Origin of the sequence: Microbacterium pasadenense, from assembly GCF_047246565.1 — a bacterium.
Taxonomy (GTDB): domain Bacteria; phylum Actinomycetota; class Actinomycetes; order Actinomycetales; family Microbacteriaceae; genus Microbacterium.
On record NZ_JBFOKN010000002.1, the window covers coordinates 641,862 to 659,424 of the forward strand.

Annotated in this window: 18 protein-coding genes, 1 tRNA gene and 1 other RNA gene; 12 read left to right on the top strand and 8 right to left on the bottom strand. The window is 71.0% G+C overall.

Annotation, left to right across the window (positions count from 1 at the left end; genetic code table 11):
- Nucleotides 1-4 precede the first annotated feature (4 nt).
- On the bottom strand, nucleotides 5-1,342 hold the full coding sequence (gene glnA / locus AB3M83_RS09230; protein ID WP_412947306.1) for a type I glutamate--ammonia ligase: 1,338 nt from the start codon (nucleotides 1,340-1,342) through the stop codon (nucleotides 5-7).
- A gap of 29 nt (nucleotides 1,343-1,371) precedes the next feature.
- Nucleotides 1,372-1,566: an SPOR domain-containing protein gene (locus tag AB3M83_RS09235; protein WP_412947308.1), complete on the bottom strand. Its 195-nt coding sequence runs from the start codon at nucleotides 1,564-1,566 to the stop codon at nucleotides 1,372-1,374.
- A gap of 72 nt (nucleotides 1,567-1,638) precedes the next feature.
- On the opposite strand from AB3M83_RS09235, the gene ppgK reads away from it, so the two are divergent.
- The 4 genes from ppgK (at nucleotide 1,639) to AB3M83_RS09255 (ending at nucleotide 4,166) form a co-directional block, all read left to right on the top strand.
- On the top strand, nucleotides 1,639-2,460 hold the full coding sequence (gene ppgK, locus AB3M83_RS09240; RefSeq protein ID WP_412947310.1) for a polyphosphate--glucose phosphotransferase: 822 nt from the start codon (nucleotides 1,639-1,641) through the stop codon (nucleotides 2,458-2,460).
- Between the two features lie 193 nt (nucleotides 2,461-2,653).
- Complete coding sequence (locus AB3M83_RS09245) at nucleotides 2,654-3,487, top strand: LysM peptidoglycan-binding domain-containing protein (protein ID WP_412947312.1); 834 nt, start codon at nucleotides 2,654-2,656, stop codon at nucleotides 3,485-3,487.
- Nucleotides 3,484-4,038 carry a LysM peptidoglycan-binding domain-containing protein gene (locus AB3M83_RS09250; protein WP_412947314.1) on the top strand — a complete coding sequence of 185 codons (555 nt, stop codon included), beginning with the start codon at nucleotides 3,484-3,486 and terminating at the stop codon, nucleotides 4,036-4,038. The genes AB3M83_RS09245 and AB3M83_RS09250 overlap by 4 nt, the downstream gene beginning before the upstream one ends.
- Entirely contained in the window at nucleotides 4,035-4,166 is a 132-nt protein-coding gene (locus AB3M83_RS09255) for a hypothetical protein (RefSeq protein WP_412947316.1), read from the top strand. Before AB3M83_RS09250 ends, AB3M83_RS09255 begins: the two co-directional genes overlap by 4 nt.
- A 15-nt stretch (nucleotides 4,167-4,181) precedes the next feature.
- Here AB3M83_RS09255 and rnpB read toward each other — a convergent pair.
- From rnpB to AB3M83_RS09275, 4 genes are all read right to left on the bottom strand, one after another.
- Nucleotides 4,182-4,542: RNase P RNA component class A (gene rnpB / locus AB3M83_RS09260), an RNA gene on the bottom strand.
- Between the two features lie 36 nt (nucleotides 4,543-4,578).
- On the bottom strand, nucleotides 4,579-6,297 hold the full coding sequence (locus tag AB3M83_RS09265; RefSeq protein WP_412947319.1) for a bifunctional 3'-5' exonuclease/DNA polymerase: 1,719 nt from the start codon (nucleotides 6,295-6,297) through the stop codon (nucleotides 4,579-4,581).
- A 13-nt stretch (nucleotides 6,298-6,310) separates the two neighbouring features.
- Nucleotides 6,311-7,042: a zinc ribbon domain-containing protein gene (locus AB3M83_RS09270; RefSeq protein WP_412947322.1), complete on the bottom strand. Its 732-nt coding sequence runs from the start codon at nucleotides 7,040-7,042 to the stop codon at nucleotides 6,311-6,313.
- A gap of 1 nt (nucleotide 7,043) precedes the next feature.
- Nucleotides 7,044-7,116, bottom strand: a tRNA-Val gene (locus AB3M83_RS09275).
- A gap of 142 nt (nucleotides 7,117-7,258) precedes the next feature.
- Between AB3M83_RS09275 and aceE the strand changes: the two genes are divergently transcribed.
- The 6 genes from aceE to AB3M83_RS09305 all read left to right on the top strand — a co-directional run bounded on the left by aceE (nucleotide 7,259) and on the right by AB3M83_RS09305 (nucleotide 14,831).
- The gene (gene aceE, locus AB3M83_RS09280) at nucleotides 7,259-9,985 is read left to right on the top strand and encodes a pyruvate dehydrogenase (acetyl-transferring), homodimeric type (protein ID WP_412947325.1); all 2,727 of its coding nucleotides are present in this window, start codon (nucleotides 7,259-7,261) and stop codon (nucleotides 9,983-9,985) included.
- An 11-nt stretch (nucleotides 9,986-9,996) separates the two neighbouring features.
- Complete coding sequence (locus AB3M83_RS09285; RefSeq protein ID WP_412947328.1) at nucleotides 9,997-11,205, top strand: PucR family transcriptional regulator; 1,209 nt, start codon at nucleotides 9,997-9,999, stop codon at nucleotides 11,203-11,205.
- Nucleotides 11,206-11,304: 99 nt separating this feature from the next.
- On the top strand, nucleotides 11,305-12,228 hold the full coding sequence (locus AB3M83_RS09290) for an ACP S-malonyltransferase (RefSeq protein WP_412947331.1): 924 nt from the start codon (nucleotides 11,305-11,307) through the stop codon (nucleotides 12,226-12,228).
- Nucleotides 12,225-13,226 (top strand): beta-ketoacyl-ACP synthase III, encoded by a 1,002-nt coding sequence (locus tag AB3M83_RS09295; protein ID WP_412947332.1) that lies wholly within the window; start codon nucleotides 12,225-12,227, stop codon nucleotides 13,224-13,226. The genes AB3M83_RS09290 and AB3M83_RS09295 overlap by 4 nt, the downstream gene beginning before the upstream one ends.
- Nucleotides 13,227-13,293: 67 nt before the next feature.
- Entirely contained in the window at nucleotides 13,294-13,542 is a 249-nt protein-coding gene (locus AB3M83_RS09300) for an acyl carrier protein (protein WP_412947333.1), read from the top strand.
- A gap of 50 nt (nucleotides 13,543-13,592) precedes the next feature.
- Entirely contained in the window at nucleotides 13,593-14,831 is a 1,239-nt protein-coding gene (locus AB3M83_RS09305; RefSeq protein ID WP_412947335.1) for a beta-ketoacyl-[acyl-carrier-protein] synthase family protein, read from the top strand.
- A 193-nt stretch (nucleotides 14,832-15,024) separates the two neighbouring features.
- Here the strand turns inward: AB3M83_RS09305 and AB3M83_RS09310 are convergent, their stop codons facing one another.
- Nucleotides 15,025-15,528 carry a DUF3145 domain-containing protein gene (locus AB3M83_RS09310; protein WP_412947337.1) on the bottom strand — a complete coding sequence of 168 codons (504 nt, stop codon included), beginning with the start codon at nucleotides 15,526-15,528 and terminating at the stop codon, nucleotides 15,025-15,027.
- A gap of 170 nt (nucleotides 15,529-15,698) precedes the next feature.
- Between AB3M83_RS09310 and AB3M83_RS09315 the strand changes: the two genes are divergently transcribed.
- Entirely contained in the window at nucleotides 15,699-15,851 is a 153-nt protein-coding gene (locus AB3M83_RS09315; protein WP_412947340.1) for a hypothetical protein, read from the top strand.
- Between the two features lie 28 nt (nucleotides 15,852-15,879).
- Here AB3M83_RS09315 and AB3M83_RS09320 read toward each other — a convergent pair whose 3' ends face one another.
- The gene (locus AB3M83_RS09320) at nucleotides 15,880-16,659 is read right to left on the bottom strand and encodes a hemerythrin domain-containing protein (protein ID WP_412947342.1); all 780 of its coding nucleotides are present in this window, start codon (nucleotides 16,657-16,659) and stop codon (nucleotides 15,880-15,882) included.
- A 203-nt stretch (nucleotides 16,660-16,862) separates the two neighbouring features.
- Between AB3M83_RS09320 and AB3M83_RS09325 the strand changes: the two genes are divergently transcribed.
- A complete protein-coding gene (locus AB3M83_RS09325; protein ID WP_412947345.1) occupies nucleotides 16,863-17,546 on the top strand; it encodes a hypothetical protein in 684 nt (227 codons plus the stop codon).
- The last annotated feature ends 17 nt before the right edge of the window (nucleotides 17,547-17,563 follow it).

A 17,563-nucleotide genomic window follows, 5' to 3' on the forward strand; every position in this document is an offset into this window, starting at 1 on the left:
GGCCTCAGAGCATCTCGAGGTTCTTCTGCAGCTCGAACGGCGTCACCTGCGAGCGGTACTCCTGCCACTCGCGACGCTTGTTCAGGAGCACGTAGTTGAAGACCTGCTCGCCGAGGGTCTCGGCGACGAACTCCGACGCCTCCATGTACTCCAGCGCGTGGTCGAGGCTGGCCGGAAGCGGCGCGTAGCCGAGCGCCCGACGCTCGGCATCCGTCAGCGACCAGACGTTGTCCTCGGCCTCGGGCGGGAGCTCGTAGCCCTCTTCGATGCCCTTCAGGCCCGCCGCCAGCATGAGCGCGTACGCGAGGTACGGGTTCGCGGCGGAGTCGAGCGCGCGGTACTCGACCCGCGTGGACTGGCCCTTGTTCGGCTTGTACATCGGCACGCGCACGAGCGCGGAGCGGTTGTTGTGACCCCAGCAGATGAAGCTGGGAGCCTCGTCGCCGCCCCACAGCCGCTTGTACGAGTTGACGAACTGGTTGGTGACCGCGGAGATCTCGTTCGCGTGGCGCAGCAGGCCGGCGATGAACTGGCGGCCGACGGTGGAGAGCTGGTACTGGGCGCCCTCCTGGTAGAACGCGTTGACGTCGCCCTCGAACAGGGACATGTGGGTGTGCATGCCGCTGCCGGGCTGGCCGCTGAGCGGCTTGGGCATGAAGGTCGCGTAGACGCCCTGCTCGATCGCGACCTCTTTCACCACGGTGCGGAACGTCATGATGTTGTCCGCCGTCGCGAGGGCGTCGGCGTAGCGCAGGTCGATCTCGTTCTGACCCGGCCCGCCCTCGTGGTGGCTGTACTCCACCGAGATGCCGAGGTCCTCCAGCATCCGCACCGACCGCCGACGGAAGTCGTGCGCGGTGCCGCCGGGGACGTTGTCGAAGTAGCCGGCGGAGTCCACCGGCTCGGGCCCGCCGGGACCGTAGGACGAGGACTTCAGCAGGTAGAACTCGATCTCGGGATGCGTGTAGAACGTGAAGCCGGCATCGGCGGCCTTCGCGAGCGTGCGCTTGAGCACGTGACGCGGGTCGGCGACGGCGGGCTGCCCGTCGGGCGTCGTGATGTCGCAGAACATCCGCGCGGTCGGGTCGATCTCGCCGCGCCACGGCAGCACCTGGAACGTCGAGGGGTCCGGATGGGCGAGCAGATCCGACTCGTAGGAGCGGGTGAGCCCCTCGATGGCGGAGCCGTCGAAGCCGAGGCCCTCCGCGAAGGCGCCCTCCACCTCGGCGGGCGCGATCGCGACCGATTTGAGGGTGCCGGTCACATCCGTGAACCAGAGCCGGATGAACTTCACCCCTCGTTCCTCGATCGTCCTCAGAACGAAGTCACGCTGCTTGTCCATCGCATCCTTCCCGCGGGCCGACTGTCAGACTATCGGTCCGACCAGCCGTCCTCGCGCGCTTCCTCTTCGGCCCACGCGCGGGACCGCTCCGCCATGATCTCCGGCGCCCGTGCCGCCTCCTCCGCCGTGGCGAACGGACCGGCGCGGTCGACCGCCGGGGACTCGAATCCTCGCTCCACCTGCTTGGTCGTGAGGTTGTACCAGTACTGCTCGGTCTCGCTCATCTCGGCCCTCCTCGGCCTCGGGATCAGTTCATCCTACGAAAGCAGCGCCCGGACGGCGGATAGGCTCGGAGTATGACAACCAGCGCCACGACCGCGGTCGGCATCGACATCGGCGGCACCGGGATCAAGGGGGCGCTCGTCGACCTCCAGGACGGGAGCCTCCTCACGGACCGGATCAAGGTCCCGACCCCGAAGGGAGCGGAGCCCGAGGACGTGCTCGGCGCGGTCCGGACCGTTCTCGACACGCTCGAGGTCACCGAGTCCGACATCCCCCTCGGCGTCGCCTTCCCCGCCATCGTGAAGAACGGCCGGACGCTCTCGGCCGCCAACGTCTCGGACGCCTGGATCGGCTTCGAGGCCGAGGAGTTCTTCGAGGACGGTCTCGGTCGCGACATCCACTTCGCCAACGACGCCGACGTCGCCGGCGTGGCGGAGCTGCGGTACGGCGCCGCCAGGGGCGAGGGGGGCCTCGTGATCCTCACGACCCTGGGCACCGGCATCGGCAGCGCCATGATCTACAACGGCGTGCTGATTCCGAACTCCGAGCTCGGCCACCTCAACCGCGCGAACCACAAGCGGGACGCCGAGGCGTGGACCGCGTATTCGGCGATGGAGCGCGACAAGCTCGACTGGGAGGAGTGGGCCGCGCGGCTGCAGTGGTACTACAGCCACGTCGAGTTCCTCTTCAGCCCCGACCTGTTCGTCGTCGGCGGCGGCGTCTCCAAGCACGCCGACAAGTTCCTGCCCCTGCTCGACATCGGAACGCGCATCGTCCCCGCCGTGCACCGCAACAACGCGGGCATCATCGGTGCCGCCGCCCTCGCGCTGGCCGGCGAGACGCGCACGACACGCGACGGCGCGGCCGAAGGGCTGGCAGAGGCGACGACGCACTGACGCGCCCGCCCTCCGGGGCGAGGGCAAGGTAACCCCTGGTCAACAGCGTCATCAGTCGAGCTTTGATGACGGTCGCTCGTGGTCGATGCGGGCGGCTCCGCGCACGCGCTGCGGGGCAGGCTCTGGGCACCGTCACCGAGGACGGGTGGCCCGGCTGGCTTTCTCCGGAGCAACACGAGTACCGTCTTGCCCCGTGAGAACCACGACCAGGATCGCAGCGATCGCAGCGGCCCTCACCCTGGCCCTCAGCGCACTCGCCGGCTGCTCCGTGTCCGACACGAGCGAAGCGGGATCCCAGACGCCCGCCACCGAGAAGAGCCGCGGCGAGAAGATCGCAGACGCCTACGAGAAGGCCAAGGCCACGCCTCCCGAGCAGAAGGCCGACGACGCTACGGCCTATTACATCGAGAACGGTCGCCCGACCGACGGCGTCCTGCACCCGAAGTGCGAACGTGTCGCCTACTCGCAGGTCGGCACGACCGACGGCGTCTGGGAGGTCCAGGAGTACGGCAAGGCTGTCGACACCGGGGCGGACGGCGGCGCGATGGGCGACGTCGAGGTCAACGGCGACGGCGACCCGATCGCCTACACCGTCGCCTCGGGCGACAACATGCGCGGCATCGCGGACCGGTTCTGCTACGACTCCGTCGCCCTGTCCATGATGAACGAGGGCGTCTACGAGACGATCCAGCCCGGACAGCGCCTCGACCTCACCCCTGACGAGGACCGCATGATCGCCTGGGCGAAGGAAACCGACGAGCCTGTCGAGCCTGTCTCCGAGACTCGCGCCGAGGCCGAGGCCGCCTGCGCTGAGTCACCCGAGGGCCAGGATCGCGGTCCGCTCGAGCACGCGACCGGCGACGTCATCGAGCGCACCGCGACCGGCTATGCGATCTCCTACAAGCTGGCGGCGGGCGACACGTTCGACGCCGTCGCGGGCCGGTTCTGCGTCTCCCGCTCGACGGTCAACAAACTGAATGACAATCAGCGGTCGATCCAGGCGGGCGAGGTGATCCGCCTCCGATGAACCGCTCCGAGAAGATCACCTTGGCCGCCGCCGCTGTCGTGCTCGTCGGGCTCGTCGCCCTCGCGGCCCCCGCGGTCGGCACCCTCGGGGCGATCGTCCCGACGCCTGCCGTCGAGGAACCCGCCGCCGAGAGATCCGCTGAGCCCGTCGCGACGAAGCCGCGCACCAGCTCGCCCGTCGTCAGCACTCCCAAGCCCACCGAGGAGCCCGAGGAGGAGGAAGAGGAGGACGGATGCCGGGGCGTCGCCCGCATCATCATCCAGTGGGAGGGCGACAGCGTCGACAAGATCAAGGCCGCGACCGTCAACGGGGGCCAGGAAATCCAGGAACGCGGCCCGATGCCGGGAGCGAACGGCACGCTCAGCGAGGACCGCTCGACCTACATCGTCGCTCCGGGCGACACGATCAGCGGGATCGGGGACCGTGTCTGCGTGAGTTGGGTGGGCCTCGAAATGCTCAACGACGACAAGGCCGGGGAGTGGCTGGTCCTCCAGCCCGGTGACGAGATCATCATCGACCCGCGCATCAACAAGTCATGGCAGACCCGATGACCCGCGCTGGGCAGATCACCTACGCCGCCGCCGCGGTCCTGACCATCGGGCTCATCGCGCTCGCGGCCCCCGCGTCCACCGGCAGTGGCACCTCCCCCTCCGATGAGAAAGACACGCGGGTGACGTGAGGGGTGGTGGTTGAACGAATGGGCCGGCCTGTACGCCGGGTTCTGTCCGGGGGCGGATGCCCCGTGGACGGTCATCTCTCTCGGCGACACGTTGCCGTGCCGCTCCAGCGGCCTACCCGAGGACTCGGCGAGCCGCGTCAGCATCCTCTGTCTGGCCTTGCTCCGGGCGAGGTTTACCGTGCGGATCGTGTCACCACGATCCCGGTGGTCTCTTACACCACCCTTTCACCCTTACCCCGGTCGGAACCGGGGCGGTCTGCTCTCTGTGGCACTGTCTCGCGGATCACTCCGGGTGGGTGTTACCCACCGCCCTGCCCTGTGGAGCCCGGACGTTCCTCGGTGCGGTCACCCGCAACGCGACCGTCCAGCCGACCCATTCGCATGCCGAGTCTAGCCGCGCCGCCCGCGCATCTCAGTCCTTCGCGGCATCCGCGCGGATCTGCAGATCGAGCCGGAAGTCGAGGGGGAAGCTCCCGAACAGCAGCCGCGTCGCCGCGTCGGCGGCGTCGCGGACCGCCGCGGCGGCGGCATCCGCCTGCTCGCGGGGCGCATGCACGATCACCTCGTCGTGGAGGAAGAACGCCAGGTGCGCACGACGCGACTGCAGGATGCCGGAGCGTGGCGCCGCCGCCCGATCGTCGACCGGCGGCAGGGCCGCGAGGCGCAGGCGGAGGTCGGCGAGCCAGGCGAGGGCCCATTCCGCCGCGGTGCCCTGGACGACGAAGTTCCGGGTGAAGCGGCCGCGGTCCCGCGCCGATCGGGACGCGCGCGTCCGGTCCGCCTCGGTGGCATCCGGATTCCCCGCCCGGCCCTGCAGCGCGTGCCACTCCGCCGTCGGCGGCGGTGCGGAGCGCCCCAGCCACGTCGAGACGACGCCACCCGCCTCCCCCGTCCGCGCGGCGGCGTCCACGAGCCCCATAGCGCGGGGGTAGGCCTTCCGCAGCGCGGGGACGAGGCGCCCGCTGTCGCCGCTTGTGGCGCCGTACATCGCGCCGAGCATGGCCACCTTCGCCTCCTGCCGGGTCCGGATCACACCGCGGGCGACGATCCCCTCGTACAGGTCCGTTCCGCGGGCACTGTCGGCCAGCGCCGTGTCGCGCGACATCGCCGCCAGCACGCGCGGCTCGAGCTGCGCGACGTCGGCGACGACGAGCACCCAGCCCGGATCCGCATGCACCGCGGGGCGCAGCTGGCGGGGCAGCTGCAGCGCGCCTCCGCCGGACGACGCCCACCGCCCGGTCACGACGCCGCCCGGGACATAGACGGGGCGGAAGCGGCCGTCGGGCGCCCACTCCTCGCGCCAGGCCCAGCCGTTCGCGCTCAGCAGGCGGGTGAGCTTCTTGTAGGTGAGCAGCGGCGCGATGACGGGATGGTCGAACTCGGCGAGCTCCCACCTGCTCGTCGAGGCCGCGAGCACCCCCACCCGGTGGAGGGCGCGCAGGAGCTTCGGCTGCGAGTCGAGACTCGCGGCCGGGTCGCCGAGCAGCTCCCGCACCTGCGTCGCCACCTCCTCGACGCGACGGGGCAGCCGCCCGCTTCCGGGCCGGGCGCCCAGGATCTCCTCGAGGATGCCGTCGTGCACGGCTCCGTCCCACGGGACGCCGGCGACATGCATCTCGACCGCCAGCAGGGCGCCCGCCGACTCCGCCGCCAGCAGGACGCGGAGCCCCGGCGCCCCTCCGGCCAGCGCCTCCTGCTGCCGGGCGAACTCCCGCAGCGCCTCGTCGAGGTCGTGCGGGACGCCCGCCGCGCCCCCCTCCAGATCGAACAGCGTCGCCGCGGTCTCCGCCGTGGCGCTCGGCGGCGCATCCCACGCGGTGGCGGCACGCAGGTCCGACGCGGCCGCGACCGACGCGCTGTCGCGGAGGATCGCGTGCGCGAGGCGGAGGTCGTGGCACCGCGCGACCCGGACACCGGCGGCGACGAGCGGTCCATACCAGTGGGTCGCGTCGCTCCAGACCCAGCGCACGTCCGCGGGAGTCGCAGCGACGCGCGCGGGCAGCTCGACCCGCGGCATCCGTGTCCGCGCGATCTCGTCGAGCGCGGCGTCGAACTCGACGAGCTCGACGCCGCCGGAGGCCGCGCCGACCACGATCCACGCCGCGTCGCCGTGGCGCGCCGGCTCGCTCATGGGGTGTGCGGGATCAGTGACCGGAGTCGTAGGTGCGCACGAGGATCCCCCCGCATTCGGGGCAGGTGACCACCTCGTCCTCGGGCACGGTGCGGAGCTTCGCCAGATCGGTGCCGGAGAGCACCATGCGGCACCCGCCGCAGGTCCGCTCGTGCAGCAGACCGACACCGACGCCGCGAGCGGCGAGCCGCTCGTACATCGCCACGAGATCGGCCGGAAGCTCGGCGGCGACGGCGGCGCGGTCGCGCGTCGCGGCATCCAGCTTCGCGGTCGCCTCGGCGACGGCGCGCTTGCCCTCGGCGCTCAGCCGCGCGCCCTCGTCGTTCGTCGCCGCGATGAGGGCCTCCTGCCCCGCGATCTCGGCGTCGAGCGCTTCGATCCGCTCCATGATCACGATCTCGGCGTCCTCGAGGTCGTTCTTCCGCTTGGCGAGCGAGGCGATCTCGTGCTCCAGGCCCTGCGCGTCCTTCGCATTCGTGCTCGCGGCGAGGCGCTCGGCGTCGCGCGCCGATCGCGCGTCGACGACGGCGACGTCGGATTCGATGCGGGCGAGCTCGGCCCGCGCGTCGTCGCGCTGGCCCAGCAGCCGGGTGAGCTCGGTCGACAGCGTGGCCCGCTCGGCCAGCAGCTCCTTCACCCGCGCGCCCTGCGATGGGTTCTTCTTCGCGAGATCGGCGCGGCGGATGTCCTCGTCGAGCGCGGCGAGGTCGAGCAGTCGGGTCTGATGCGCGAGAGAGGCTTTCACGTGGGCCCTGCCGGGATCGAACCGACGACATCCACGGTGTAAACGTGGCGCTCTACCAGCTGAGCTAAAGGCCCTGGTGCGCATCAGTCTACGAGGCGGCTCACCCCGGAGCGGAATGGGTAGGCTGAGGACAAGCGGGTTGTGTGGTGCTGACAAGCCCACCCCCGCCAGATTCCCCCTTCCTGGCACGATCTGCCAGACGACGAAAGGCCTCTTGTGACTGTCAACGATCAGGATCCGTACTCGCAGGGCCCGCAGGACAGCGATCCCGAAGAGACGTCCGAGTGGCAGGAGTCCCTGCAGCAGCTCGTCGACGCCCGTGGCGCCGGCCGCGGCCGCGAGATCATGCTGAGCATGCTGCAGCGCTCGCGCGAGCTGCACCTGAACGTCCCGCAGGTGCCCACGACGGACTACATCAACACGATCCCCGCCGAGAGCGAGCCCGAGTTCCCCGGTGACGAGGAGATCGAGCGCCGGTACCGCCGCTGGATCCGCTGGAACGCCGCACTCACCGTTCACCGGGCGCAGCGCCCCGGCATCGGCGTCGGCGGACACATCTCGACGTACGCGTCGTCCGCGGCGCTCTACGAGGTGGGCTTCAACCACTTCTTCCGCGGCCCGGACCACGCCAGCGGCGGTGACCAGGTGTTCTTCCAGGGGCACGCCTCCCCCGGCATGTACGCCCGCTCCTTCCTCGAGGGCGGCCTCACCGCCCAGCAGCTGGACGGCTTCCGTCAGGAGGCCTCCGCCGCGCCGCACGGGCTCCCGTCGTACCCGCACCCTCGCCTCATGCCGGACTACTGGCAGTTCCCGACGGTGTCGATGGGCCTCGGCCCGATCAACGCCGTGTACCAGGCGATGACGAACAAGTACCTCGCCAACCGCGGCATCAAGGACGTCTCCGACTCGCACGTCTGGGCCTTCCTGGGCGACGGCGAGATGGACGAGGTCGAGAGCCGCGGCCAGCTCCAGGTCGCCGCGAACGAGGGCCTCGACAACCTGACCTTCGTCGTCAACTGCAACCTGCAGCGCCTCGACGGCCCCGTCCGCGGCAACGGCAAGATCGTGCAGGAGCTCGAGAGCTTCTTCCGCGGTGCCGGCTGGAACGTCATCAAGGTGGTCTGGGGCCGCGAGTGGGACGACCTGCTCGACCGCGACAGCGACGGCGCACTGCTCAACCTCATGAACGTCACCCCCGACGGCGACTTCCAGACGTACAAGGCCGAGAACGGCGCCTTCGTCCGCGAGCACTTCTTCGGTCGTGACGAGCGCGCCGCCGCCCTGGTCAAGGACTACAGCGACGAGCAGATCTGGAACCTCAAGCGCGGAGGCCACGACTACCGCAAGGTCTACGCCGCGTACAAGGCCGCCATGGAGCACAAGGGCCAGCCGACGGTCATCCTCGCGAAGACCGTCAAGGGCTACGGCCTCGGTCCGCACTTCGAGGGGCGCAACGCGACCCACCAGATGAAGAAGATGACCCTCGACGACCTGAAGCTGTTCCGCGACCAGATGGACATCCCGGTCACCGACGCGCAGCTCGAGGAGAACCCCTACGAGCCGCCGTACTACCACCCCGGCGCCGAGGACAAGACGATCCAGTATATGGTCGAGCGCCGTCGCGCCCTGGGCGGGACGCTGCCGCAGCGGCGGTCGTCGCACACGGCGATCTCGCTCCCCGAGGACAGCGTGTACGCGCTGCCCAAGAAGGGTTCCGGGACGCAGGAGGTCGCCACGACCATGGCGTTCGTGCGCCTGCTCAAGGACCTGCTGCGTGCGAAGGACTTCGGCAACCGGATCGTCCCGATCATCCCCGACGAGGCCCGCACGTTCGGCATGGACGCGTACTTCCCGACGGCGAAGATCTACAACCCGAACGGGCAGAACTACACGTCGGTCGACCGGGAGCTGCTGCTCGCCTACAAGGAGAGCCCGCAGGGACAGATCGTCCACGTCGGCATCAACGAGGCCGGCGCCGTCGCGGCGTTCACCGGCCTCGGAACGTCGTACGCGACGCACGGCGAGCCGCTGATCCCGGTCTACGTCTTCTACTCGATGTTCGGCTTCCAGCGGACCGGCGACGCGCAGTGGGCGGCGGGCGACCAGATGGCGCGCGGCTTCATCATCGGCGCGACGGCGGGCCGCACGACGCTCACCGGCGAGGGCCTGCAGCACGCCGACGGGCACTCCCACCTGCTGGCGTCGACGAACCCGGCGACCGTGTCGTACGACCCGGCCTACGGCTATGAGATCGCGCACATCGTGCAGGCGGGCCTCGAGCGCATGTACGGCGGCGAGCACCCCGACCCGAACGTCATGTACTACATCACGGTCTACAACGAGCCGATCGTGCAGCCCAAGGAGCCGGAGGATGTCGACGTCGACGGCATCGTCCGCGGCATCCACCGCGTCTCGGCAGGCGACGGGGACGGCCACCGCGCGCAGATCCTCGCCTCCGGCGTCGGGCTCGCCTGGGCGCACGAAGCCCAGCAGCTGCTGAAGGACGACTGGGGCGTCGTGGCGGACGTCTGGTCCGTCACGAGCTGGACGGAGCTCCGCCGCGACGGCCTCGCCGCCGACGAGCACAACTACCTCAACCCGCTCGACGAGCCGCGCACCGCCTACATCACCGAGAAGCTGCGCGACTCGGAGGGCCCGGTCGTCGCCGTCAGCGACTTCATGCACGCCGTGCAGGACCAGATCCGCCAGTGGGTGCCGCGCCGCTACGCGACGCTCGGTGCCGAGGGCTTCGGCTTCTCGGACACCCGCGCCGCCGCCCGTCGCCACTTCAAGATCGACGGCCCCTCGATCGCGGTGCGCACGCTGCTCTCCCTCGCGGAGGACGGCGTCATCGGTCGGGACGTCGTCGCTCAGGCGATCGAGAAGTACCGGCTGCACGACGTCAGCGCGGGCACCTCGGGCAACGCGGGCGGCGAGTCCTGACACCCGCCGACATGACCGAACGGCCGACCGCTCAGGAGAAGGCGGAGACACTTGCGTGGCTCCGCCGCATCTCGGGGGATCTGGCGACCACGACCCTGCGGCGACTCGAGGAGTCGCTGCCGTGGTACGCCGAGATGCCCCCGGGACGGCGGTCGGCCGTCGGTCTCGTCGCCCAGTCGGGGATCTCGTCGTTCATCGACTGGTACGACGATCCGACGTCGACGCCGTGGATCGCGGCGGACATCTTCGCGTCGGCGCCGCGCGAGCTGCTGCGCAGCATCAGCCTGACGCAGACCCTCCAGCTGATCCGCGTGACCGTCGAGACGACCGAGCAGCGCGTCGCGGGCAAGGGCAACGGGCTCCGGGAGAGCATGCTGCTCTACTCCCGCGAAGTCGCCTTCGCCGCCGCGGATGTGTACGCGCGTGCCGCCGAGGCGCGCGGCCTCTGGGATGCGCGACTCGAGGCCCTCGTCGTGGACTCGATCCTCACCGGTGAAGCGGACGAGGAGCTGCCCAGCCGCATCGCGGCCCTCGGATGGCACGGGCACGGCGAGGTGGCGGTGCTCGTCGGGACCACGCCGCCCCAGCTCGACGTCGACCAGGTGCGTCGCACCGCGCGGAAGCTCGGCGTCGACGTCCTGATCGGCGTGCAGGGCTCCCGCCTGGTGCTCGTCATCGGGCGTGCCGACCAGTCCGGCCGGGAGGACGCCGAAGAGCTCGCGTTCGCCGACATCGCGCGGCGGCTCGAGCCAGGGTTCGGCACCGGCCACCTCGTCCTGGGCCCGACCGCTCCCGCGCTCCTCGACGCGGGCGTCAGCGCCCGAGCCGCGCTGGCGGGCTTCGCCGTGGCGAAGTCGTGGCGTCACGCGCCGCGGCCCGTCGACGCCGACGACCTCCTGCCCGAACGCGCCCTCGCCGGCGACCCGCTCGCGAAGAGCACGCTCATCGAGCGGATCTACCGCCCCCTCCAGGCGCACTCCACCGACCTCGTCACCACCCTCTGGAGCTACCTCGACAACGGCCGCTCGCTCGAGGCGACGGCCCGGGAGCTGTTCGTGCACCCGAACACCGTCCGGTACCGCCTCAAGCGGGTCTCGGACGTCATCGGCTGGGATGCCACCGGGCCGCGGGAGGCGCTGATCCTGCAGACGGCATTGATCCTGGGCTCGATCGGCGGCGACGTCGCCCGCCGACGCGCCGGAAACGTCCGGCGCGGCTGAGCCGGACCTGCCAGGCTGTAGGGCGCGCACAAAGCATCCCGCAGTTCTTGTGCGCCCACCGACAGCAGCAGGCTCCTCGTTCTTGTAAGGATGGAAACCGTGATCATCGCCGTCTTCCCCGGTCAGGGCTCGCAGACCCCCGGCTTCCTCTCGCCGTGGCTCGAGCGGGAGGGATCCCGCAGCCTCCTCGAGGAGTACTCCGAGTACGCCGGCGTCGACCTCATCGCAGCCGGGACCGAGTGGGATGCCGACCGCATCCGCGACACGCAGGTCGCGCAGCCCCTCATCGTCGCCGCGAGCCTGCTGTCGTGGGCCGCACTCACCGCGGACGCCGACGCGCCGGGCCCCGGAGGTATCGCGGGGCACTCCGTCGGAGAGGTGGCCGCGCTCGTCGCCGCCGGTGTGCTGTCCGCCGCGGACGGCATGCGGCTCGTCGGCATCCGCGGTCGCGCGATGGCCGAGGCCGCCGCCCAGGAGCAGACCGGGATGAGCGCCGTCGTCGGCGGCGACGAGACCGCCGTCCTGGACCGCCTCGAGGCGCTCGATCTCACCCCCGCGAACTACAACGGCGGCGGCCAGATCGTCGCCGCCGGCGCGCTCGCGCCGCTCGCCGAGCTGGCCGCAGCCGCGCCGCGGGGCAGCCGGGTGATCCCGCTGCAGGTCGCCGGCGCCTTCCACACGCGGTACATGGCTCCCGCCGTCGAGACCCTGCGGAGCGCGGCGGCCGACGTCGCGGCATCCGATCCCTCCCTGTCGCTGTGGAGCAACCGGGACGGCGGTCTCGTGTCGGACGGCCGCACCGCCGTCGACCAGCTCGTCGCCCAGGTGGCGAATCCCGTCCGCTGGGACCTGTGCATGACGTCGTTCGCGGACTCCGGCGTCACCGGGATCATCGAGCTGGCTCCCGCCGGCACCCTCGTCGGGCTGGCCAAGCGCGGCTTGCGCGGCGTACCCTCGGTCGCCGTGAAGACCCCCGAGGACCTCGCCGCGGCGACCGCCCTCCTGACCGGAGGAGACGCATGACTGCGATCCTGAACCAGCCCACGGGACCGGCTCACACCCGGATCTACGCGTACGGCGCCGCGCGCGGCGAGAACGCCGTCCCGAACGAGGACCTCGTCGGCCCGATCGACTCGAGCGACGAGTGGATCCGCCAGCGCACCGGCATCGTGACGCGCGCCCGCGCCGTCGCCACCACGGACGCGATCGACCTGGCGACGGATGCCGCGCGCGAGGCCATCGCCCGCTCCGGCGTCGCGGCGGAGCAGATCGACGCCGTCATCGTCGCGACCGTGTCGAATCCGAAGCAGACCCCGTCGGTGTCGGCCATCGTCGCCGACCGCGTCGGCGCGAATCCCGCTGCCGCCTACGACGTCAACGCGGCGTGCGCGGGCTTCGCCTACGCGGTCGCGCAGGCCGATGCCCTCATCCGCGCCGGGGCCGCCCACTACGCGGTGGTCATCGGCACCGAGAAGCTGAGCGACATCGTCGACCCGACGGACCGCTCCATCTCGTTCCTCCTCGGCGACGGGGCGGGCGCGGCGGTCATCGGACCCAGCGACACTCCGGGCATCGGCCCGACCGTGTGGGGCTCGGACGGGTCGAAGGCCGACGCCGTCGGGATGAACCACACCCTCACCGAGTTCCGCGATGGGACCGCACCCTGGCCGACCCTCCGCCAGGAGGGCCCGACGGTCTTCCGCTGGGCGGTGTGGGAGATGGTCAAGGTCGCCCGTCAGGCGATCGAGGATGCCGGGATCACTCCGGACGACCTCGCCGCGTTCGTCCCCCACCAGGCGAACATGCGCATCATCGACGAGTTCGCCAAGCAGCTGAAGCTGCCCGACACCGTCGTGATCGGCCGCGACATCGAAACGACCGGCAACACGTCGGCGGCATCCATCCCGCTCGCCACGCACCGGCTGCTCGAGGAGCATCCGGAGCTGAGCGGCGGCCTGGCCCTGCAGATCGGTTTCGGCGCCGGCCTCGTCTTCGGCGCCCAGGTCGTCGTCCTCCCGTGACCTCGGCACTCCCAGACCTAGACTGACAACCGGCCCGCCGGGCCCGACCCCCACTAAGGAGAAAACCATGGCATACAGCAACGACGAGGTCCTCGCCGGCCTGGCCGAGCTCATCACCGACGAGACCGGCATCTCGGCCGACGAGGTGGCGATGGAGAAGTCGTTCACCGACGACCTCGACATCGACTCCATCTCGATGATGACGATCGTCGTCAACGCCGAAGAGAAGTTCGGCGTCACCATCCCCGACGAAGAGGTCAAGAACCTCAAGACCGTCGGCGACGCCGTCACCTACATCACCTCCAACCAGGCCTGACGCGCGCGTCCGGTGGGGGCTCGCCCCCACCGGAGCCGCACGAGGAGACCATGAGCACTCAGCGAATCTTCGTCACCGGTATCGGTGCGACCTCCCCCATCGGCGGCACCGCCCCCGAGAGCTGGCAGGCACTGCTTGCCGGCACGTCCGGTGCCCGGACGCTCGAGCACGAGTGGGTGGAGAAGTACCAGCTGCCCGTCACGTTCGCCGCCGAGGCGAAGGTGCGACCCGACACGGTCCTCGACCGTCCGGTCGCCAAGCGCCTCGACCCGTCGTCGCAGCTCGCGATGGTGGCCGCGAAAGAGGCGTGGGAGGACGCCGGTTCGCCCGACGTCGACCCCGACCGCCTGGGCGTCGAGTTCGCGACCGGCATCGGCGGTGTGTGGACGCTGCTGGACGCCTGGGACGCGCTCCGCGAGAAGGGCCCGCGTCGCGTCATGCCGATGACGGTCCCCATGCTCATGCCGAACGCCGCGGCCGGCAATCTGTCGCTCCACTTCAACGCCCGCGCCTACGCGCGAACCGTGGCCAGCGCATGCGCCTCGAGCACCGAGTCGCTCGTGAACGCGATCGAGCACATGCGTGCGGGCCTCGCCGACATCGTGATCGCCGGCGGCAGCGAATCGGCGATCCATCCGATCACGATCGCGTCCTTCGCCTCGATGCAGGCGCTCTCGCGTCGCAACGACTCCCCCGGGACCGCGTCGCGCCCCGGCAGCATCGACCGCGACGGCTTCGTCATGGGCGAGGGCGCGGCGGTGCTGATCCTCGAGACCGAGGAGCACGCCACGGCCCGCGGCGCGACCGTCTACGCCGAGCTCGTCGGCGGCGGCGTCACGGCGGACTCGTACCACATCACGGCCAACGACCCCGAGGGCACCGGCGCCGCGCGCGCCGTGAGACTCGCCCTCGAGATGGCGGGCGCCTCGCCCGACGAGGTCACCCACGTCAACGCCCACGCGACGTCCACCCCGGTCGGCGACCCCAACGAGTACGTCGCCCTGAAGAGCGTCTTCGGCGACCGGGTGCACGAGCTGCCCGTCTCGGCCACCAAGGCGTCGACCGGTCACCTGCTCGGCGGAACAGGCGCCCTCGAGGCGATGTTCACGGTCCTGGCGGTCCGGGACCGCGTCGCACCTCCCACGATCAACATCACCGAGCCCGACCCGGCCGTGCCGTTCCGCCTTTCCGGCGAGACGGTGGCGCTCGGCGACGGCGATCAGCTCGCGATCAGCAACTCGTTCGGCTTCGGCGGTCACAACGCCGTCGTCGCGTTCCGATCGGTCTGAGCTCACCGCGGCCAGAGAAAGACGCCCCCGGGATACTTCCTGGGGGCGTCCTTCGTGGATCAGGCGGGGCCGGTGCCGCCCCGGTCCCCGGGAAGCCATCCGAGGCCGGTCGGGGCGCCGCTCGCCGTACGCGAGGAGTGCACCCGCCTGAAGATCTGCGTCGTGTGGAAGTGTCCGTCGGCGCCGGAGCGTCTCAGCCGACCTTGTGAAGCCAGACGACGGGGGCGTCATCGCTGGCGTGCCGGAAGGCCTCCAGCTCGTCGTCCCACGCAGCGCCGAGCGCGACGTCCAGTTCGCGCTCGAGTTCGGACACGTCACCCGCCGCGATCTCCATCGCGTACCGGATCCGGTCCTCGCCGATGACCACGTTGCCCGCCGCGTCCGTCTGCGCGTAGTGGATGCCGAGGCTCGGCGTGTGCAGCCACCGGCCGCCGTCGCTGCGCGGGGTGGGGTCTTCCGTCACCTCGTAGCGGAGGTGCTCCCACCCGCGCATCGCGCTCGCGAGAGCGGCGCCGGTGCCGGCAGGCCCCTCCCAGTAGAACTCCGCACGGCGGCTGCCGGACAGCACCGGCTGCTCGGCCCAGTCGAAGTTGACGGCGTGGCCGAGGGCGCGCCCCACCGCCCACTCGAGGTGGGGGCACAACGCTCGTGGCGCAGAGTGAATGAAGATCACTCCACGCGCGTGTGGTGTCGCCATCGTTCTCTCCGTTTCGTTCAGGTACGTCTTCCCCTACGACCTGACCGGGAGAACCGGGCGATGAGATGTGCGGTTGTGGTGCCATTATCACTCACGATCGGCGGAAATCACAACCGTGTAACCATGGCGCCCGGCGTCTGCGAGGGTGGCCTGAAACGGAAGGAGCTCCCATGAGCGACAACACCACGCCGAACGAACGCGACGTCGACGACGCGCACGCCGACGACGCCGCCCCCACCCCGGTCGTGAGCGACGAAGTCAGTGAGGATGCCGCCCGCGCGGGCGACGAGGTCGACCTCGACGACAGCGACGACCGGGCCTGAACGTCCCTTCTCGAGCGGCGGCGGACGGTCAGCGCCGCCGCCGCCAGACGGTCAGCACCAGTGCAGCGGCCGCGATGACGAGGCCCCACGCGGGCCCGGGCTTGCGGAGAACCCGTGTCGAGGGGTCCTCGCCGCGCCGCATGGCGGGTGATCGCTCGATCGCGTGAGCGAGCCGCGCCAGACCGGAGCTCAGGCCGCGACGTGCGCGCCCAGAGCCGCCGCCCCGCAGGCGGGCGGAATCCAGCCGGTCGCGGGTCCGGTCCAGCACCGACAGCGGCAGGGCCGACACGACGTTTCCCGGGGGGCGTCGGGCGACGATCGGGTGCGCGCGAGTGGGGGCGACGCGCCGGACGACTTCCCAGGCCAGTCCCAGCATCCGCAGCTGCGCCGGGGACACGCGCTCCTGGAGCCGAGGGAAGAGCTCGTCCTCCTCGTCGCGCACGTCTTCCCGCAGCACCTCGGCGAGCCGATCCAGTGCCGCCGTGCGCTCCGGGGTGCCGGGCTCGAGGGATTCGAGTCGGGTGACGAGCTCATTGACCTCCTGGTGCTCCTGCTCGACCTGGAGCGTCAGCTCCTCCCCGTCGGGCAGAACCCGGCGCATCACCGGCCAGAGCACGGATTCCTCGGCGAACGCGTGCGGGAAGACGAGCCGGTAGAGGTCGATGAGCACGGGCAGCTGGTCCTCGTGCGAGGCACCGTCGAGCCGGTGCAGCAGGCGGTCCAGCTCGACGTGGTCGGACTTCTGACGCGCGAGGACACTCACCCGCCCGCCCATCTCGGTCGTGCTCTGCTCTGCCAGTGATCTCATCGGGTCCTCCCCCGGGTTCGGTTCGCGGTTCGTTCCGCCGGTCGCTCGCCGCGCGACGATCTCCGCACGGCGACCTGCCATATGACACGCCGAAGAGACGCTGACGTCGGCCCCCTTGCCAATCGCGCACGGCGCCGTTAGATGCCCGCCGGGCCCGGCGCAACCCCATCGGAGACAGGGTGGACCCGCGGTGTAATCACCCGGTGACTCCGATGTTCCCCGCCCGCGCCGCAGGACGTGCGCTCCGAGCCGGGTTCGCCCTGCTGCAGCGGTTCCGGCATCCGCGCCCCATCCATTCTCGAGGCCTGCTGCTCGACGGGGCGGTGCACTGGATCACCGACGCACCGCAGTCCGGCATCGCGTGGATCGATGAGCCGCCCCGCCAGCGTTCGGCTCCGGTCGTCGCGCGGCTGTCACGGTCGGTCGGACTCCCCTCGCCGCTGCCCGATGTGCTCGGGCTGGCGCTGCGTGTCGAGACGTCCGACGGCCCCGCCGACATCGAGTTCGCGTCGACGGGCGTCGGCGTCCCGCTCCGGTTCGCGCTGATTCCGCATCGGCGGGCATCGCGCGCCTCGTACGGCACGCTGTTGCCGTATCGCGGCACGCGGGGGCCCGTCCTCCTCCGCGCACGGCCGCTCGGCCCGCCGTTGCCTTCGGGCGGGCGGCAGCTGGAGCGGGCACTGAGCGCCGAGGACTGGCGTCTCGGCCTCTTCTTCGCCTCGCCGCTCGGCCGGTGGCATCCGTTCGCGGTCCTGACGCTCCGGCACGCGCCGGATCGCCCCGATGAGCTGCGATTCGACGCCGGCAGTCGCATGCTGCCCGGCGCGCGCATGGACGGCTGGGTCCGCGCCGTGCGGCAGCCCTCCTACGACCGCGTCCAGCGGTGACGGGGCCGCGACACGGC

What these genes read in the sequence shown, in the direction of transcription:
- AB3M83_RS09315 (WP_412947340.1), top strand. Translation starts at nt 15,699, where the DNA reads ATGAGCGACAACACCACGCCGAACGAACGCGACGTCGACGACGCGCAC.
- AB3M83_RS09300 (WP_412947333.1), top strand. Translation starts at nt 13,294, where the DNA reads ATGGCATACAGCAACGACGAGGTCCTCGCCGGCCTGGCCGAGCTCATC.
- AB3M83_RS09235 (WP_412947308.1), bottom strand. Translation starts at nt 1,566, where the DNA reads ATGAGCGAGACCGAGCAGTACTGGTACAACCTCACGACCAAGCAGGTG.
- AB3M83_RS09250 (WP_412947314.1), top strand. Translation starts at nt 3,484, where the DNA reads ATGAACCGCTCCGAGAAGATCACCTTGGCCGCCGCCGCTGTCGTGCTC.
- AB3M83_RS09310 (WP_412947337.1), bottom strand. Translation starts at nt 15,528, where the DNA reads ATGGCGACACCACACGCGCGTGGAGTGATCTTCATTCACTCTGCGCCA.
- AB3M83_RS09265 (WP_412947319.1), bottom strand. Translation starts at nt 6,297, where the DNA reads ATGAGCGAGCCGGCGCGCCACGGCGACGCGGCGTGGATCGTGGTCGGC.
- AB3M83_RS09255 (WP_412947316.1), top strand. Translation starts at nt 4,035, where the DNA reads ATGACCCGCGCTGGGCAGATCACCTACGCCGCCGCCGCGGTCCTGACC.
- AB3M83_RS09285 (WP_412947328.1), top strand. Translation starts at nt 9,997, where the DNA reads ATGACCGAACGGCCGACCGCTCAGGAGAAGGCGGAGACACTTGCGTGG.
- AB3M83_RS09320 (WP_412947342.1), bottom strand. Translation starts at nt 16,659, where the DNA reads ATGAGATCACTGGCAGAGCAGAGCACGACCGAGATGGGCGGGCGGGTG.
- glnA (WP_412947306.1), bottom strand. Translation starts at nt 1,342, where the DNA reads ATGGACAAGCAGCGTGACTTCGTTCTGAGGACGATCGAGGAACGAGGG.
- AB3M83_RS09295 (WP_412947332.1), top strand. Translation starts at nt 12,225, where the DNA reads ATGACTGCGATCCTGAACCAGCCCACGGGACCGGCTCACACCCGGATC.
- AB3M83_RS09305 (WP_412947335.1), top strand. Translation starts at nt 13,593, where the DNA reads ATGAGCACTCAGCGAATCTTCGTCACCGGTATCGGTGCGACCTCCCCC.
- ppgK (WP_412947310.1), top strand. Translation starts at nt 1,639, where the DNA reads ATGACAACCAGCGCCACGACCGCGGTCGGCATCGACATCGGCGGCACC.